At 75.1% G+C, this 17,322-nt stretch carries 10 protein-coding genes; 6 read left to right on the top strand and 4 right to left on the bottom strand.

The window, feature by feature from the left end:
- From DFQ13_RS33455 to DFQ13_RS00720, 3 genes are all read right to left on the bottom strand, one after another.
- Positions 1-5,391 (bottom strand): non-ribosomal peptide synthetase (locus DFQ13_RS33455; RefSeq protein ID WP_181399778.1); only part of this gene is annotated, 5,391 nt, incomplete at its 3' end.
- Positions 5,388-7,058, bottom strand: a complete 1,671-nt coding sequence (locus tag DFQ13_RS00715; RefSeq protein ID WP_110078406.1) for a fatty acyl-AMP ligase — start codon at positions 7,056-7,058, stop codon at positions 5,388-5,390. The genes DFQ13_RS33455 and DFQ13_RS00715, both read right to left, overlap by 4 nt.
- Before the next feature lie 15 nt (positions 7,059-7,073).
- Positions 7,074-8,294, bottom strand: coding sequence for a phytanoyl-CoA dioxygenase family protein (locus DFQ13_RS00720; RefSeq protein ID WP_035279102.1), 1,221 nt, complete (start codon positions 8,292-8,294; stop codon positions 7,074-7,076).
- Positions 8,295-8,640: 346 nt separating this feature from the next.
- On the opposite strand from DFQ13_RS00720, the gene DFQ13_RS00725 reads away from it, so the two are divergent.
- Genes DFQ13_RS00725 through DFQ13_RS00735 form a run of 3 tightly spaced genes read left to right on the top strand, consistent with a single transcriptional unit; the run spans position 8,641 to position 14,442 of the window.
- Positions 8,641-11,652: a helix-turn-helix transcriptional regulator gene (locus DFQ13_RS00725; RefSeq protein ID WP_110078407.1), complete on the top strand. Its 3,012-nt coding sequence runs from the start codon at positions 8,641-8,643 to the stop codon at positions 11,650-11,652.
- Positions 11,653-11,704: 52 nt separating this feature from the next.
- Positions 11,705-12,955 (top strand): cation:proton antiporter, encoded by a 1,251-nt coding sequence (locus tag DFQ13_RS00730; protein ID WP_052020724.1) that lies wholly within the window; start codon positions 11,705-11,707, stop codon positions 12,953-12,955.
- Positions 12,952-14,442, top strand: a complete 1,491-nt coding sequence (locus tag DFQ13_RS00735) for a DUF885 domain-containing protein (RefSeq protein ID WP_110078408.1) — start codon at positions 12,952-12,954, stop codon at positions 14,440-14,442. Before DFQ13_RS00730 ends, DFQ13_RS00735 begins: the two co-directional genes overlap by 4 nt.
- Here DFQ13_RS00735 and DFQ13_RS00740 read toward each other — a convergent pair.
- Positions 14,425-15,447 (bottom strand): DUF5937 family protein, encoded by a 1,023-nt coding sequence (locus DFQ13_RS00740; protein WP_110078409.1) that lies wholly within the window; start codon positions 15,445-15,447, stop codon positions 14,425-14,427. The genes DFQ13_RS00735 and DFQ13_RS00740 overlap by 18 nt on opposite strands.
- Before the next feature lie 55 nt (positions 15,448-15,502).
- Between DFQ13_RS00740 and DFQ13_RS00745 the strand changes: the two genes are divergently transcribed.
- From DFQ13_RS00745 to DFQ13_RS00755, 3 genes are read left to right on the top strand one after another with little or no spacing between them, the layout of a single operon-like run.
- Positions 15,503-16,525 (top strand): MFS transporter, encoded by a 1,023-nt coding sequence (locus tag DFQ13_RS00745; protein WP_110078410.1) that lies wholly within the window; start codon positions 15,503-15,505, stop codon positions 16,523-16,525.
- The gene (locus DFQ13_RS00750; protein ID WP_110078411.1) at positions 16,522-16,719 is read left to right on the top strand and encodes a hypothetical protein; all 198 of its coding nucleotides are present in this window, start codon (positions 16,522-16,524) and stop codon (positions 16,717-16,719) included. Before DFQ13_RS00745 ends, DFQ13_RS00750 begins: the two co-directional genes overlap by 4 nt.
- A 59-nt stretch (positions 16,720-16,778) precedes the next feature.
- The gene (locus DFQ13_RS00755) at positions 16,779-17,321 is read left to right on the top strand and encodes a DUF456 domain-containing protein (protein WP_110078412.1); all 543 of its coding nucleotides are present in this window, start codon (positions 16,779-16,781) and stop codon (positions 17,319-17,321) included.
- Position 17,322 lies beyond the last annotated feature (1 nt).

The raw sequence follows: 17,322 nt of genomic DNA on the forward strand, positions 1-17,322 counted from the left end.
CGCGGTGGTGTCGATGGGTGCGGTGGTGGCGTAGACGGTGGCTTCGGTGGGTCCGTAGCCGTTGATGTGCCTGGTGTGGGGGAGTTGGTGGAGGAGTTCGCGCAGGGCGGGGGAGATGGCTTCACCGCCGAGCATCAGCGTGGTGAGGCCGGACAGCGCGGCGGTGTCGCGGGTGAGGAGCCTGGTGGCGTAGGACGGGGTGGTTTGCAGGTGCGTGACCCCGGGCAGGGCCGCCGACTCGTCGCCCGCGTCGGGGAGGACGACGGTCGCGCCCGTGGTCAGCGTCCAGACGAGTTCGACCACGGAGATGTCGAACGCCGGGCTGGTCAGCGCGAGCCAGGTCTGCGGTTCCGGGGTGCCCAGCAGGTCGTCCATGGCGTGCAGCAGGTTCGCCAGGTTCGCGTGCGTGACCGCCACGCCCTTGGGCACGCCGGTCGAGCCGGAGGTGTAGAGGACGTAGGCCAGCGACTCCGGGTGCGGGTCCACACCCGAGTCGGTCGCGGCGGGTTGATCGGCCAGGTGGTCGGAGCCGAGGTCCAGCACCGGCACGCCGGTCGTCGGCGCCGGGCCCGCCGCCGGTTCGGTGAGGACGGCGACCGGGTTCGCGTCGTCGGTGATCCGGCGCAGCCGGGCGGGCGGGTGCGTCGGGTCCAGCGGCAGGTAGGCGGCGCCGGTGAGCAGGGTCGCCCACAGCCCGACCACGGTGTCCACCCCGCGCACGCTGTGCAGGCCCACCAACGACTCCGGCCCGGCGCCCTCGGCGCGCAACCGGGCGGCGAGGGCGTGCGCGCGGTCGGCCAGTTCGGCGTAGGTGAGCGTCCGGTCGCCCTGCACGAGCGCGGTCCGGTCTCCGTGGCGGGCCAGCGCCGCGCGCCAGCGGGTCAGGACGCCGGTCGTGCCCGCCGGGGTGCGGTGCCCCACCGCAGCCGCCCGCTGCACGCCGGTCAGCACCGGCAGCGCGCTCACCGGGGTGGCCGGGGCATCGGCGATCGCGGCGAGCAGGGTGCGCAGGTGACCGGCGAACCCGGCCACGGTGGCGGGGGTGAACAGCTCGGTGCGGTACTCCCAGCGCAGGCCGGGCGCGGGCCCGTCGATCCCGACGACCTCCACCGACAGGTCGAACTTCGCGGTGCCGGTGTCGACCGCGCTCGCCCGGTACTCCACGCCGTCTGCGGTGACGACCCCGGGCAGCTCCGGCCGCACCGAGAGCATGGTCTGGAACACCGGGTGCACGTCCGGTTCCGCGACCGCGCCCAGTTCCCGGACGACGTGCTCGAACGGCACGTCCTGGTGCTCGTGCGCGCCCAGCACCGCGTCCCTGGCCCGCGCCACCAGCCCGGCGGCGGTCGGGTCGTCGGACAGGTCCAGCCGCAGCGCCACGGTGTTGAGGAACAGCCCCACCAGCGGCTCCAGCGCCGGGTCCGGCCGGTGCGAGACCGGGGTGCCGATCAGCACGTCGGTGCTCCGGGACAGCCTGCCCAGCAGGGCCGCGTAGGCGGCGGCCACCACCATGAACAGGGTCGCGCCCCGCTCGGCGGCGAACGCGCGCAACCGCTCGGTGAGGTCGGCGTCGAGGACCTGGTGGTGGTTGGCGCCGCGGCCGTCGGAGCCGACCGGGCGCGGGTGGTCGGTGGGCAGCCGCAGCGCGTCGGGCAGGTCGGCCAGCCGGGACCGCCAGTGCGCCAGGTGCGCGGCGTGGTCGTGGTCCGCCTCGGCCAGGGTGTAGTCGGCGTACTGCAACGGCAGCGGCTCGGCGGTCGACCCGGTCAGCTCGGCCAGCAGCACGCCCAGCGACCAGCCGTCGCAGACGATGTGGTGCACGGCGACGAGCAGTTCGAACCCGGTGTCGACCGGCACCAGCGCGGCGCGCAGCAGCGGCCCGGTGGCCAGGTCGAACGGTCGGTCGATCAGCTCCCGCCGCCCTTCGGCGGTGATCACCGGCAGCGGCACCCGACCTGCGGGGTGGACCACCTGGTGGGGGCCGTCCGCGTCGTGCGGGAACACCGTGCGCAACGCCTCGTGCCGGGCCACCAGCGCGTCCAGCCGGGCACCCAGCTCGGCCGGGTCGACCTCGCCGGTGATCCGCACCGCGCCCGCGATGACGTAGGCGTCCTTCGTGGACAACTGGGCCTGCACCCAGATGCGGCGCTGCGCCGCCGACAGCGGCAGCCGGGCGGGCCGGGGCAGCGGCAGCGACGCGGTGTCACCCCGGGGGCAGGTGTCCAGGTGCGCGGCCAGGTCGGCGATCGTGGGGTGCTCGAACACCGCCCGCACCGACAGCTTCCTGCCCAGCGCGGCGCGCACCCGGGCGGCCAGTTGCGCGGCGAGCAGCGACTGCCCGCCGGAGGCGAAGAAGTCGTCGTCGCGCCCCGGCTCGGCGGTGCCCAGCAGCTCCGCCCAGATCGAGGCCAGCACCTGCTCGGTGGCGCCCTCCGGCGCCCGGTGCACCCGCGCTGCCCGGTCGGGCAGCGGCAGCCGCGCGGTGTCGAGCTTGCCGTTGACGGTCAGCGGCAGCTCCGGCAGCGCCACCAGGTGCGCGGGGTGCATCCACGTCGGCAGCAGGCCGCGCAGGTGCGCGCGCAGGTCGGTCTCGTCCGCGTCGCCGACGAGGTAGGAGGTGATCTCCGGGCCCGGGGTCAGGGCGGTGTGCGCGGCGCGGACGGCCGGGTGGGCGGTGAGCGCGGCGGTGATGTCGCCGAGTTCGACCCGGTAGCCGTTGACCTTGGTCTGCTGGTCGGCGCGGCCGTGGAAGTGCAGCACCCCATCGGGTTCGGCGTGCGCGAGGTCGCCGGTCCGGTACACCCGCGCACCGGGCTCGCCGTGCGGGTCGGGGGTGAAGCGGGCGGCGGTCAGCCGTGGGTTGCCCAGGTAGCCGCGGGCCACCCCGGCACCACCGAGGCACAGTTCACCGGTGGTGGGGGTGATGGCCAGCGCACGGTCCAGTGGGCGCGCGGTCACCCCGGGCACGGGCAGGCCGATGGGGGTGGTCGCCGCGGTGGTGTCGATGGGTGCGGTGGTGGCGTAGACGGTGGCTTCGGTGGGTCCGTAGCCGTTGATGTGCCTGGTGTGGGGGAGTTGGTGGAGGAGTTCGCGCAGGGCGGGGGAGATGGCTTCGCCACCGAGCAGGAGGGTGTCGAGCCCGGCCAGCGCGGAGACGTCCCGGGTGAGCAGCTTCGTGGCGTAGGACGGGGTGGTTTGCAGGTGGGTGACGCCGTCGAGCTGGTCGGTGACCGGGGAGTCGTCGGGGAACACGACGGTCGCGCCGGTGGTCAGGGTCCAGATGAGTTCGACGACGGAGATGTCGAAGGCCGTGCTGGTCAGCGCCAGCCAGGTCTGCTGGTCGTGCCCGGCGAGCAGTTCGTCCATGGCGACCAGCAGGTTCGCCAGGTTCGCGTGCGTGACCGCCACGCCCTTGGGCACGCCGGTCGAGCCGGAGGTGTAGAGGACGTAGGCCAGGTTCTCCGGGAGCGGCGCGGTCCGCTGGACGCTTGTGTCCACATCGGACTTGTCGGTGAGCGGGATCGTGCGCGCGGGGAGTTCGGGCAGGTCCGGCTCGGCGAGGACCACCACCGGGTCCGCCGCCGCGACGATCTGCTCCAGCCTGCGCGGCGGGTGCGTCGGGTCCAGCGGCAGGTACCCCGCCCCGGTGTGCAGGACCGCCCACAACCCCACGACGGTGTCGATGCCCCGGCCCGCGTGCAGGCCCACCAGTGCCTCCGGTCCGGCGCCCAGCGCGACCAGCCGGTCCGCCAGCGCGTGCACCCGGGCGGACAGCTCCGCGTAGGTGACCGTGTCCGCCCCCGCGCGCAGGGCCGTGCGGTCGGCGAACCGGCGCGTGGCGCGGGCGAAGCGCGACAGCGCCGAGGGAGCCCTGGTGACCGGGAGCCCTTCGCCCAGGTCGGCGCGGGCGGTGATCTCGGCGGCGGTCAGCAGCGGCAGGTGGTCCACCGGCCACCCCGGGCGGTCGGCGATCCCCTGGAGCAGCACGGTGAACCAGCCTGCGAACCCGGCGATCGTCGCCTCGTCGAACAGGGCCGTGCGGTACTCCCAGCGCAGCGCGAACTCCACGCCGGTGTCCTCGACGTCCAGCGACAGGTCGAACTTCGCCGTCCCGGTGTGCAGCTCGCGGGCGGTGGCCCCGGCCCGATCGATGCGGCGGCGCACCGTCAGCATGGTCTGCGCCAGCGGGGCCGCCCCCGGCGCCCGGGTGGGCACCAGGGCGTCGACCAGTTCGTCGAAGGGCAGGTCCTGGTTGCGCTGCGCGTCGAGCAGGGTGTCCCGGCAGCGGCGCAGCAGCACCCCGAACGTGGGGGCGTCGCCGAGGTCGGTGCGCAGCGCGAGGGTGTTGACGAAGAAGCCGACCAGCCGGTCCAGCGCCGGGTCGGGGCGGTTGGCGACCGGGGTGGCCACCACGACGTCGGTCTGCCCGGTGATCCGGGACAGGAAGGTGGCGTAGGCGGCGTGCAGCACGACGAACGTCGTCACGCCGTGCTCGCGGGCGACCCCGGCCAGCGCGGCCCGCACCTCGGCGGGGACGACGTGCTCGTGCACCGCGCCCGCGCCGTCGGCGGTGGTGCGCGCGTGGTCCACCGGCAGCTCCAGCGGCGCGGGCACCTCGGCGAAGCGCTCCCGCCAGTGCGCCAGTTGCCGCTCCCGCTCCCCGGAGTCGAGCACCCCGTGGTGCCACAGGCTGTAGTCGGCGTACTGCACGGGCGGCGGGGTCGGGTCCTCGGCGGTCAGCTCGTCCAGCACGACGTCGAGGGACCAGCCGTCGCAGACGATGTGGTGCGCGGCCAGCACCAGGTCGCGGCCGACCACGGCGGCGCGCACCAGCGGACCCCGGGCCAGGTCGAACGGGTCGGCGGTCAGCGCCGCGACCGCGTCCGCGCCCTCGGGCAGCGTCGCCACCTCCACCCACCCGGCGGGCAGGACGTGCTGGTGCGGGCCGTCGGCGTCGGACGGGAAGACGGTGCGCAGCACCTCGTGCCGCTCGGCCACCCGCGACAGGCGCGCGGCCAGGTCGGCGGCGTCGGGCTCCTCCGGCAGCCGGATCGCGCCCACCAGCACGTACGCGCCGGGGTCGAGCTGGTCGAGCACCCACATCCGGCGCTGCGCCGCCGACAGCGGCAGCCGGGCGGGCCGCTCCCCGGCGGTGACCGCCGCGCGGGACCCGCCCGTGGCGGACTCGGCCAGCTCGCGCAGCGTGCGCCCGGCGAGGATGTCGCCCACCGGCAGCACGACGCCCAGGGCGGTCTCCGCCTCGTGCGCCAGGCCGATCGCCAGCAGCGAGTCGAAACCCAGCTCCAGCGGCGCGGTGTCGGGGTCCAGCCCGGCGGGGTCGCACTCCAGCAGGCGCGCGGCGATGGCGGTCAGGGTCTCCAGGGCGCTCATCGGCCCGCCTCCTGGCCCGCCGGTTCGAGCAGGTCCAGCGCGCCGCCGAGGAACAGCGCCCGGCACTCCTGGCGGCGCAGCTTGCCGTTGGCGGTGCGCGGCAGGGCGCGCGCCCGGACCGCGACGACGGTGTGCACGCGCAGCCCCAGTTCCTCGGCGACGGCGCGCCGGATCGCGGCGGCGGCGTCGGCGACACCGGCCGGGTCCTTGCGCTGGAACATCTCCGCCACCACGACCAGCCGCTCGGCGTCCGGGCCGGGCACGGTGAACACCGCGCTGCCGTGCGCCCGCACCAGATCGTGGGCGCGCTCGGCGCACGCCTCGACGTCCTGCGGGTAGTGGTTGCGGCCCCGGATGATCAGCACGTCCTTGAGCCGACCGGTGATGTGGAGCTGCCCGTCGGCGATCACCCCGAGGTCCCCGGTGCGCAGGAACGGTTCGGCGCAACCGGGCAGCCGCAGGTCGAACCGGTCGGCGGCGACGCCGTTCCAGTAGCCCGCCGCCACGCTCGCCCCGGCCACGACGACCTCGCCCACCTCGCCGTCGGGCAGCTCGGTGTCCCCGTCCTGGCGCACCACGCGGACGTCGAGGCCCTCGGGCAGCCCGCCGCACCCGACGTGTTCGGTGACGGCCCCCGGACTGTCGTCCCCGACCACCCGGGTGACGGGCTCGACCCCCACCGGTCCGCCGCTGACGAACAGGGTCGTCTCGGCGAGGCCGTAGCAGGGGAACCACGACGACCGTCGGAAACCGCGCGGTGCGAACGCTTCGGTGAACCGGTCCAAGGTGCTCGGTCGGATCGGCTCGGACCCGCTGAACGCCACCTGCCAGCGGCTCAGGTCCAGGTCGTCGGCGTCGTCGGGGCGGTAGCGGCGGGCGCACAGCTCGTAGGCGAAGTCCGGGCCGCCGCTGACCGTGGCGCCGAACCGGGAGACCAGGCGCAGCCAGCGCATCGGCTGTTGCAGGAACTCCATCGGCGGGGTCAACACCCCGGGGAAGCCGGAGAACAGCGGTTGCAGCACGCCGCCCACCAGGCCCATGTCGTGGTACGGCGGCAGCCAGCTCACCAGCGTCGACTCCGCGCCCAGCCGCATCCTCTCGGCGATGACGGCCGAGTTGTGCAGCAGGTTCGCGTGGCTGACCAGCACACCCTTGGGTGCGCCGGTCGACCCCGAGGTGTACTGCAGGAACGCCGGGGTGGTCGCGACCGGGTCGACCTCGGTGCCCGCGCCGGGCGCGGTGAGCGCGGCGGCGTCGACCCGGGTGAGCCGGTCGAACACCGGGTCGCCCGCGGGCAGCAGGGCCAGGACCGCGGCGTCGGCGACCACGGCCACCGGCTCGGCGTCCACGGCGATCCCGCGCAGCCGCGCCAGGTTCTTCTCGGTCACCGGCGGATAGCTCGGCACCGCGATCACACCGCAATGCAGGGCGGCGAGGAATGCGACCACGAAACGCTCACCGGGCCCCGGCATCAGCAGTACCCGGTCGCCGGGGCGGGCGTGCTCCCGAAGTGCCGCCGCGGCGGCGAGTACGCTTTGGTGGAGTCGGCGATAGGACACCGTGTCGGTGTCACCGCCTGTAATGAAATGGTAAGCGGTGCGCTCTGGCGTTTCCTCAGCCCGGCGGGTAAGGATTTCGCCGAAGAAGTCGTCGGGGAACGTTCGCATGATGGGGATACCGTCCTAGTCCCGGAACCAGTTCAACTGTTCGACGGCGAGTTCCGCAGCGCCCTCGATGCGCAACCGCCCGGACCCCAGCGCGCCCATCGGGTCCATTTTCCCGGAAACGATCTTGAGGTAGTCGGCGAACGAGGCGCTGATGGTGACCTGGCCCACAGAATCGGGCCGGGCGGCCACCGCGCATTCGCCGCCGGAAACCACGAGCTGCCAATGGTGGTCGGTGCCCTCCCCGGCGATGCGGTAGTCCACCACCGCCTCCCGGTCGCCGGCCTTGGTCGGGCGGAACGCGTCGCGCAGGTTGTTGAACAGGCCCGCCAGCACCACGTGCTCGCCCTCGGCCGGGCTCTGCTCCGGCACGGTGACGAACCGCGAGGCGGGCACCCCGGCCGCCTCGCCGCCGCTGCGCTCGACCACCCGCACCCCCTCCGGCGGGGCCACCCACGACCGGTCCGCCCAGTCCGCGCCCAGCTCGTCCCACCCGGGCAGCGCGCCCGCCAGGTGCGGGCCCAGGGCGTCGGCGGGCACCGGCGTGCTCGCCGACTGCCACCGGTAGTCGGCCGACAGGCGCAGCCGGTCGGTCCGGTTGGGCAGCGCCCCGTGCGCGGTCAGGCAGTGGAACAGCAGCACGTCGCCCACCCGGTAGTGGGTGCTCGCCCACCGCTCGTCGTCCGGGTCGACCGCGTCGAACCTGGCCTGCACGCCCTCGTTCTGCGACCCGGTCAGGATGGCCAGCCCGCCCAGCTCCGGGGGGCAGTCGACGAACGGGACCCAGGTGGTGAACATGTCCGCCACGCCCTCGACCACGAAGTCCTGGTGCACGTAGAGCCCGGGGGTCGTGCCCAGCCCGGCGGGCCAGACCAGCCTGGCCACCTTGCGCGGGTGGCAGAAGACGTCCTCGCCGACCAGCGCGCGCAACACCGAGGTCAGCGCCGGGTCGTGCGGCAGGGCGTGCAGGTATTCGATTCTCTGGACATCGGTGTATCCGGGGACGAAGTTCGCATTCTTGAAGTCCCTGGCCGGGGGTCTCAGCGCCGCCCGCTCCGGGTCGGCGCCCCCGGCCAGCCAGCCGTCGCGCTGCAATGCCCCGAGCACGTCGCGGGCGAGCTTTCGGATCGGCGCCGGATCGAGCAGGCCGCGCAGGAACACATAGCCCCGATCGGCGATCGCGGCGCGCAGCGCGGCCGGATCGCCCGCGATCGGCGTCGAATCCACCAGTTCCCGCATGACCACTCCTGAAATCGAGGCCGCAATGGTTTCGCCGAATATTTCGACGCGTGCCGGACCGCTGTGCGTTCGAGAGGAATTCAATCGAGCCGAGCGGTTCGGGGGCTTTTCGCGGCCGGCGGCCAGTGCAGCCGTCAACCCCCTCCTGGCCGTGGTCGCCAGCTTATGCGGCCCCGGGGGTGGTCCGGCAAGTTAGGGAAATCCCTGACTTCCCCGTTCAGCCCAACAACTCCGACCCCACCACGCTACGTGTTTTAGGGATCGACCGTCCGGGTGAGTTTACTGGGGCTGCTTGCCTGGAATCGGCTGCGGCGGTAGACAAGTTTGGGACAGTTCGGGCTTGAGCATGAGGAGTTGGGGCAATGCGCCTGGGTATCATGTTCGGCGCACCATCGGGGGCCAGCTTTTCCACGGCGGCTTTCTTATTGAACCCGAAGCGATCGTGAACCGTGACAACGCGCCCACCCGTTCGATATTCGGACGCGGGGCGGAGTTGAAGCTGCTCTCCAGGGCGGTCACCGACGTGGGACGGGGGCACAGCCGCACCATCGAGGTCATCGGCGAGCCGGGCATCGGCAAGACCCGGCTGCTGCTGGAGTTGCGGCGCGACACCGCGGCCTCGCGGATGACCGTGCTCACCGGCCGCGGCGGCGAACCCGGCCGCGAGGTGCCGTTCTCGTTGTTCACCGAGGCCGTCGACGACTACCTGGCCGGTCTCGCTCAGGCCGAGCGCGCCCGGCTGCTGGCCGATCCGTTGCTGGCGCCCGCTTTCGAGCACCTGGCGTGCGTGGCACCCGGCTCCCCGGAGCGGGCGGCGTGCGCGGAGGACGTCGAGCGCAGGCGGCTGTTCAACTCCGTGCGCGAACTGCTGACCCGGATCGCGGGCGGCCACGGCCTGGCGCTGCTGCTCGACGACGTGCACTGGGCCGACCCGGACTCCGCGGACCTGCTGGGGCACCTGGTGCGCCACCCGCCCGCCGGTCCGGTCCTGCTGGCCGTGGCGCACCGGCCCAAGCAGGCGGTGGCCAGGTTGGCGGCCACCCTCAGCTCCGCCGCGCGGTACGGGCTGCTCCAGGTGCTGCACCTGGGCCCGCTGACCCCGACCGCCGCGGACGAGCTGCTGGAGGCGCTGACCCCGGCCGTCGGGCAGGCCGGTCGCGCCGCCCTCTACCGCGCCAGCGGCGGGAACCCGTTCTACCTGGAGGTCCTCGCCGACGCCCGGCGCGGCGGCAGGCCAGCCGAGGCCGAGGGCCCGTGCCCGCGGCTGACCGCCATGCTGCACGCGGAGCTGACCGCGCTGCGCCCGCAGACCCTGGCCGCGGCGCAGGCCGCGGCCGTGCTCGGCGAACCGTTCGACGTGTGCCTGGTCGCCGAGGTGGCCGGCCTGGGCACCGCCGAGGTCTTCGCCGCGATGGACGAGCTGGCCTGCCGGGACCTGGTGCGCCAGCTCGGTTCCTCGTCGCGGTTCGTCTTCCGCCACCCGGTCGTGCGGCACGTCACCTACCGGGCCATCGGCGCGGGCGGGCGGATCGCCGCGCACACCAGGGCGGTCGAGGCGCTGCGGGCCCGCGGTGGTTCGGCGGTGGCGATGGCCCCGCACGTCGAGCGCACCGCCGGGGTCGGCGACACCGACGCCACCCGGGTGCTGGCCGACGCCGCCGGGGACGCGCTGGACCGCGACCCCGCGGTGGCCGCGCAGTGGTTGCAGACCGCGCTGCGGCTGCTGCCCGACCCGCCCGAGTTCCGGCTCCGGCGCAGGGAACTGCTGCTGCGCCTGGCCGAGGCGCACGCGCGGGGCGGGCAGCTCGTGGAGAGCGAGGCGGCGCTGGTGCGGGCGATCGAGATGGTCGACGAGGACGACCGGGACACCCGCACCCGGCTCGTCGCCCAGCGCGCCGGGATCACCCGGCTGCTCGGGCGGCACGCCCAGACGGTGAGCTGCGTCGACGACGAGCTGTCCGGCGGGCAGCGCGCCGACAGCGCCGACGCCGTGGCGCTGCGGCTGGAGCGGACGGTCAACGCCGTGCTCGCGGGCACCGGCGCCTGCCGCGTCGAACCCGAGCCGGTCTGGGCCGAGCAGGCGGTGAGCGCCGCGCTGCGGCTCGGCGACCGCGGCCTGCACGTGAGCGCGCTGGCCGCCGCCGCGCTGGCCGAGGTGGTCGCGGGCGGCTTCGACGCCGCCGCGGAGCTGGTGGCGCAGGCGGGCGGGCGGGTGGACCGGCTGGCCGACGTGGACGTGGCGGTGCACCTCGACGGGGTGGTCTGGCTGAGCTGGTGCGAGGTGCACCTGGGCGAGTCGACGGCCGCGGTGCGCCACCTGGAGCACGCGCTCGTCCTGGCCCGCTCGTCCGGGCGGTCGGTGGACACCACCCGGCTGCTGGTGGTGCTGGCCGCCGCGCAGCTCGACCTCGGTGCGGTCCCCGCCTCCGCCGAGGCCGCCGAGGCCGCGGTGGAGGCCGGGATCGGCCTGCCCGGCACCGAGCTGCGCACGATGACCCTCTACGCCCACTGCCGCGCGCTCGCCCACCGCGGCGCCACCTCCGCCGCGGTGGAGGCGGGGCTGGCCGCGACCAGGGCCGCCGAACCCGGCCGCGGGCTGTGGTGGTCGCTGGCCTGGCTGGCCCTGGCCGAGGCCCGCCTGCTGCACGGCGACCCGCAGGGCGCGGTCACCGCCGTCCGCGCGGTCGTCGGCGACGGGGGACTGGCGGCGGTGCCGCCGATCGCCCGCGCCGAGGTCGCCGAACTGGTGGTGCGCGCCGAACTGGCGCTGGGCAGGCCGGAAGCCGCGTGGGGCTGGGCCGAACGGCTCGACCCGGCCGAACCGCACCGCGCCGGGTTCGCCGCGCTCGCCCGCGCCCAGGTGCTCACCGGCAGCGACCCGACCGCCGCGGCCCTGCACGGGGCGCAGGCCGAGTCGGCGTTCACCGCCGCGGGCAGGCGGCTGCTCGCGGGCCGGGCCCGGCTGGTGACGGCCTCGGCGCTGCTCGCCGCGGGCAAGCAGGCCAAGGCCGCCGCCGAGCTGTTCCGCGCCGAGCAACTGCTGCGCGAATGCGGGGCCGCCGCGCTGGTCGAGCGCGCGGTCGCCGAGCAGCGCAGGCTCGCCAAGGCCACGCAGGCCCCGCCGGAGCCCCGGGCCGGGCTGGCCACGCTCACCGCCCGCGAGCGGCAGGTGGCCGACCTGGTGACCAGCGGGCGCACCAACCGGCAGATCGCCCAGCGGCTCGGGGTCAGCGACAAGACCGTCGAGGCCCACCTGGCCCGGGTGTTCGCCAAGCTGGGCGTGGGTTCCCGGGCCGCGGTCGCCAGCGTCGTCGCCCGCTCCCGCACGGCCATCGGCCTGCTCAGCGAAGGTGCGTGACCCGCACCCGTCCTCCCCGTTCCCGTCGCGACCTGAGAATCCGGAGTTCGCCATGCTTGATTCCCTGCGCTGGCTGGGGCTGCTGCTCGGTGCCCTGGTGGTCACCCTGGCGGTGGCCAAGCTCGGCGGCCTGCTCGCCAGGGCGGTGCGCCAGCCCAGCGTCGTCGGCGAGATCGTCCTGGGCCTGCTCACCGGCCCGTTCCTGCTGTGGGTCGGCGGCGAGGGCGTGCGCACCGCCCTGCTGGGCGAGGGCAGGCTCGACGCGCTGAACACGGTGGCGCACGCGGGCCTGGTGCTGTTCCTGGTCGGCGTCGGGCACGAGCTGAAGGTGGGCGCGGGCATCCCGCGCGCCCGGTCCCTGGTCTGGACCGCGACCGGGGCCATGCTGCTGCCCGCCGCCGCGGGCCTGCTGATGGCGCTCTGGGTGGGCGGGCAGGGCACCGACCTGCGCGGCTCGGCGCCGACGACGTCGTTCGTGCTGGTCATGCTGGTGGCGCTGACCGTCACCGCGGTCCCCGTGCTGGCCCGCATCCTCGACGAGAGCGGCCGGATGGACACCCCCGCGGCCCGGCTCGCGCTCAGCGCCGCGGCGTTCATCGACCTGGTCGCCTGGGCCGTGCTCGCGGTGGCCATCACCGGCGCCACCGGCGAGGGGGACCTGCTGTCGGTCCTGGGCAGGCTGGGGATGCTGGTCGGGGTGGTGCTGGTCATCACCTCGCTCGGCAGGCTGCTGCGGATCGGGCGGGTGCGCGCCGCCGCCGCGGCGCACCGCCGGGTGACGATCGTCCTCATCGGACTGGCCGCCCTCGGCGTGGCGCTGCTGGCGAAGGCGCTGGGGATCAACGAGATCATCCTCGCGCTGGCCGTCGGCCTCGCCCTGCCGGTCGACGGCGAGCGCGGCACCTGGACCCCGGTGGCCGAGACGGTGGCCCGCGGCGGTCGGGAGCTGGTGCCGGTGTTCTTCTTCGTGACCGGCGTCGGGGTGTTCGCCGCGGAGGTCGGCTCGATCCCCTGGGCGGCGATCGGGGTGGCGCTGGTGCTGGCCGTCGTGGGCAAGGTGGGCGGCAGCTACCTCGGCGCCCGGCTCGGCGGCAGCACCCGCGGGGAGAGCCTGGAGCTGGGGGTCCTGCTCAACACCCGCGGCCTCACCGAGCTGGTCGTGCTCCAAGCCGCGTTCACCGCGGGCATCATCACCCCGGCGCTGTACCTGGCGCTGGTCGTGATGACCCTGGTGACCACGGCGATGACCGGGCCGCTGCACAAGCGGCTGACCCGCGAGCCCGCCGAGATGAGGTCCGTGTGACCACCACCCGATCCGCCGCCGACCGCTTCTTCGCCCGGCAGAGCGAGCTGGACCCGGTCCGGGCGGCGCTCTCCGGCGCACCGGTCGACCCCGGCGCCCGCCCCGACTACTCCCCGGCGAACTTCGCCGCCCGGGCCGAGCTGCTGCGCTCCACCGACCCGGGCGGCGACCCCGCGCTCGCCGAACGCCTCGCCGCCGAGACCGCCTACACCGAGGCCGGGCTGGCCACGGAGCTGAACCTGGTGACCTGCCCACCGGTGCTGCTGCGCGAACACCTGGGCCAACTGGCCAGGGACGGCGACCCGGCGGTGTTCGCCGAAGCCCTGGCCGGGGTGCCCGCCGCGCTGCGCGGGTACGCCGAGACCCTGCGCGCCACCGCGCTCCCACCCGCCCGGCGGCAGGTCGAGATGGTGCTCGGCGCCATCGGCTCCTGGGCCGCGGGCACCGAGTTCGGCGACTCCCCGCAAGCGGAGGCGGCTCGGCGGGGCTACGCCGAACTCGCCGCGGTGCTCACCGAGGAGGTCCTGCCGACCGCCCGCCCCGAAGACGGCGTCGGCGTCGACCGCTACCGCGCCGCCGCCCGGTTCCACCTCGGCGAAGACCTCGACCCGGCCCACTGCCACGAGGTCCTGGTCGCCGAACTCGACGAACTCCGCGCCGCCTCCGCGGCTTTGGCCCCCCGGGGCGTCCGGGAGACCTGCGCCGAGCTGAACACCGACCCCCGCTGGACCGTCACCGGCCCCGAGGCCCTGCGCGACTGGGCGGTCGAACGCCTCGACACCGCCGCCTCGGTGGGCCGGGAGGTGCTGGTCGCACCACCGGGCCTGGGCGCGGTGCAGGTGCACGTCCCGGTCGAGCACGGCTCCCCGCGCTACCTCCCGCCCGCGGCGGACGGCTCCCGCCCGGCCCGCCTGGTCTGGCCGGTGCCCGCCACCGACCCGGTCCCGGTGTGGAACCAGACGACGATGCTGCACCACGAGGGCGTCCCCGGCCACCACCTGCAACTGGGCACGGCGGTCCTGACCGCCACCTCCGCCTGGGCCGCGCACACCGTCGTCGCGGGCAACGCCGAGGGCTGGGCGGTCTACGCCGAGGGCCTCATGCGCGACGCGGGCGCCCTGACCACCCCGCAGGAACGCCTCGGCCACGTCCTGGGCCTGCGCCTCAACGTGGCGATGGCCCTGGTCGACCTCTCCGTCCACACCGGACTCCCCATGGGGGGCACTGGTGCTTCGTGGACCCTCGACGGCGCAGCCGCCTTCCTCGCCGCCGAATCGGCGTTCGACGCGGGATCGCTGTACTTCACCGTCCTGCGCTCGGCGGCGTGGCCCGGCCAGGCGCTGACCTACGCCTGGGGTGCGCGCGCGTGGCAGGAGTTGCGCGCGGCCTCGGACGCCGAGGGGACCGACCCGCGCGAGTTCCACCGCCGGATGCTCGCGCTGGGCCCGTGCGGCTTGTCGGTGCTGCGCTCAGCCCCGGGGGCGTAGCCGCCCGTGGCGGGCGCGGGGGGCTGACGCGCCCGCCACGAGCGCGTCCCCCAGGGGCGTGCGCCGGTAGAGGACCGAACGCCCCGCCCGCGCCCGGTCGAGCAGCCCCGCCCGCCGGAGCACCGCCAGGTGGTCACCGACGGCGCCCACGGTCAGACCCAGGCTGCGGGCCAGGTGGGTCGTGCCCGCCGGGTCCGCCAGGGCCACCAGGAGCCGCGCCCGGGACCGCCCCAGCAACGCCGCCAGCGCGTCGGGGTCGTGCCCACGCGTGGACTCCCACAGCGCAGCCGCACCCCGGGCCGGGTAGATGATCGCGGCGGGCCAGGGGGCGTCGAGGTGCACGGCCACCCTCGGCCAGACGAACACCGAGGGCACGAAGAGGAGCCCCGACCCGTCCGAGGCCCGCACCCGCCGCCCCGGCACGCCGGTGACCGCCACCGCGCCGCCGCCCCAGCGAACCCTCGGGTGCAGACCGTCGAGGGCGGCCACCCACCCACCGCCACCCAACCTCCCGGCCCGGTGGACGACGTCCCGCTCGCAGACGGCCCTGACCTGCGGCCAATCCGCCGCCAGCAACTCGTGCCACGCGGTCGTCAGGGCGTCGGCCAGGTGCTCCACCACCGACGCCGACCCCAACAGCGCGGCCACCCGGGGATCGCCGACCGGGCGGTGCCCGGCACAGGCCGAGATCTCCTCCCGCGCCACGCCCACCGGCGTCGCCAGCACCCGCGCGACGTCCTCCCCCCAGGTCTCGGCGAGCACCGACGGCGGCGGGGTCACGAACGCGGCACCGTGCCGGGGGGACTGCAAGGCCAGCAGCGCGGCGAAACCGGGCTGCAGGCGGAGCCGGTCGAACGCGGGCCGCAGGCGGGCCCGCCACGCCTGCGGCAGCCGCACCCGCGACACCCCCGCCAACGCCCGCAGCAGGCCGTCCAGCTCGAACGCGGGCGAAAGGGCGAACCGGGTCCGGAGGAGGTCTTCCCCGGTCACCTCAAGGCGCAGCACCCCACCGACGTTACGCCGCAGAACGTAAGCATGGACGGGCCCCGACCCCGCGCCGATGCTGGGCCGATGCCCCCGGACCTCCCCGATCCGCTACCGCGACGTGCTGGCCGAACCCCGCTTCCGCACCGTCTTCGGCGCCCGGTCGCTCGCCACGGCGGCCGACACCCTGCGCACGGTGGCACTGTCCGTCCTGATCTTCCTCGCCACCGGTTCCGCCCTGCTGAGCGCGATTGCCCACGGCGCGTCCTTCGTGCCCCAGTTGATCGGCGGCAGCCTGCTCGGCGCGCTGACCGACCGGGCCGAACCGCGCGGGCTGATCGCGCTCGGGTACGGGGTGGAAAGCGCTGTCGCCCTGCTGCTCGCCACCGGCATCACCCCGGTCTGGCTGAGCCTGTCCCTGGTCGCCGCAATCGCTTTCGTGACACCGGTCTTCACCGGGCTCACCGGCCGCGTCATCGCCGACGTGCTCCCCGGTGAGCGGTACGCGGTGGGCCGGTCGATGTCGCTCCTGGCGTCCTCGGTGGCGCAACTGGTCGGCCTGGTGGGCGGTGGGGGAGCGGTGGCGCTCCTGGGGAGTGGGCGGGCGTTGCTCGTGTCGGCCGTCCTGCACGCCCTGGCCTGCCTGTGGGTCCGCACCCGGCTCCCCGTGGGCAGGCCCGCGAGACGCGAACGGACCGGCACCGTCCGTGCCGGTTGGACGACCAACCGGCGCCTGCTCCGCGATCGCGACCTGCGGGTGCTCATCGTCGCCCAGTGGCTGCCGACCGCGGCAGCCGCGGGGGCGGAGGGCCTGTTCATCCCGTACGCCGCCGCGCGGTGGGCGGCGGAGAGCGCGAGCCTGCTGCTGGCCGGACTCCCCGCGGGCATGGTGGTCGGGACCGTCCTGGTGGGCCGGTTGGTGCCCCCGGGGAGCCGCGACCGCCTGGTCATCCCGCTCCTGGTGCTGGTCGGGGCCCGCTCACGGCCTTCTGGTTCCCGCTGCCGTTCGCCGTCGCGCTGTTCTTGTCCACATTGTCCGGTGCCGGGCTCGCCTACGGCGTGTGTGTGCAGTCCCGGTTCCGGGACCTCGTTCCGGTGAGGGAACGGGGGCAGGCGTTCACCCTCCTGGCCACCGGCCTGATGACCGCCCAGGGACTCAGCCCGGCCGTGTTCGGCCTGGTCGCCGACCACACGACGGCGGGTGCGGCCGTGGCTGTGGCGGGTCTGCTGGCGGTGGTCCACGTGGTGTGGCGAGGACCGGACCTGATCCGGGTGTTGCGGACAACCACCTGATCGTGGCGCTTGTGGCGTTTCCGCCCGGGGTATCCGGACCAACCCACGGAGGAGGAACCATGACCACCGAGACGCACTCGACCGTCCCGACCACCCGCCAGTCCACCGACCCGACGCCGTCCGCCGGGAGGCCCGCCTCGGCCGACGAGCCGGTGCACGCGGAGAGGACTGCGGAGAGGGTCACGCAGCGGCACGCCGAACGGCACGCGGAGCCGCCGAGGAGCGCCGAGGTGCGCCGGGACCGGGAGATGTCCGGCACCACCGGGATGCCCGGCACCACCGGGATGCCCGGCACCACCGGGATGCCCGGCACCACCGGGATGCCCGGCACCACGGAGATGTCCAGGAACACCGAGATGCCGAGGGACACCGACAAGGCGGAGGACGCCGACAGCGGTGGGCTGAGGATCGCCGGTGTCCGGCTGCCCGTCCCCGCGATGGCGCCCGTCGACTCCAAGCGCGCGCTGTGGTGGGGTGGGCTGGCGGCCCTCGCGGTGGTCGGGGTGCTGGAGTGGCCGGTGGCGGCGGTCGTCGGGGTGGGCAGCTTCGTGGCGGAGAAGTTGTCCCGGGAGGACGTTCGCACCGAGCCCCGGGCCAGGTAGC

Source organism: Actinokineospora spheciospongiae, from assembly GCF_003182415.1.
In the GTDB taxonomy this organism is placed as follows: Bacteria; Actinomycetota; Actinomycetes; order Mycobacteriales; family Pseudonocardiaceae; genus Actinokineospora; species Actinokineospora spheciospongiae.

Coding starts and splice junctions, on each gene's coding strand:
- DFQ13_RS00715 (WP_110078406.1), bottom strand. CDS start 7,058: ATGCGAACGTTCCCCGACGACTTCTTCGGCGAAATCCTTACCCGCCGG.
- DFQ13_RS00720 (WP_035279102.1), bottom strand. CDS start 8,294: ATGCGGGAACTGGTGGATTCGACGCCGATCGCGGGCGATCCGGCCGCG.
- DFQ13_RS00725 (WP_110078407.1), top strand. CDS start 8,641: ATGAGGAGTTGGGGCAATGCGCCTGGGTATCATGTTCGGCGCACCATC.
- DFQ13_RS00730 (WP_052020724.1), top strand. CDS start 11,705: ATGCTTGATTCCCTGCGCTGGCTGGGGCTGCTGCTCGGTGCCCTGGTG.
- DFQ13_RS00745 (WP_110078410.1), top strand. CDS start 15,503: ATGCTGGGCCGATGCCCCCGGACCTCCCCGATCCGCTACCGCGACGTG.
- DFQ13_RS00755 (WP_110078412.1), top strand. CDS start 16,779: ATGACCACCGAGACGCACTCGACCGTCCCGACCACCCGCCAGTCCACC.